This window comes from Polaribacter sp. 2405UD43-2 (assembly GCF_058147125.1).
The window spans coordinates 1-259 of record NZ_JBYVJX010000050.1 but is presented as its reverse complement, the minus strand read 5'-3'; the positions used below and the strand labels follow the sequence as shown (position 1 = coordinate 259).

Genomic DNA, 259 nt, shown 5'->3' with positions numbered 1-259 from the left:
AGAATTTAAAGAGTTTAATACAACGATTGTAGGTAAACAAGAGATGGATTCTGAAAAGATTTCTACAACTGCTATAAGAGAGGCTTTAACAGAAGGTCGATTACAAAAGGCTAATGATGAACTTGGTTACCTTTATCGAATTAAAGGTACAGTAGTTCAAGGCGAAAAACGTGGTAGAACAATTGGTTTTCCTACAGCAAATGTTCAACCAAGCGATGATTATGTGTTACCAAAAAAAGGTGTCTACGCAGTAAGCATG

1 protein-coding gene is annotated in these 259 nt (G+C 35.5%); it reads left to right on the top strand.

Going from position 1 to position 259, the window contains the following annotated elements; all coding sequences use genetic code 11:
* Nucleotides 1-43: 43 nt before the first annotated feature.
* Nucleotides 44-259: riboflavin kinase (locus ACY2RX_RS14715; protein WP_490104732.1), on the top strand; the 216-nt coding region annotated here is incomplete at its 3' end.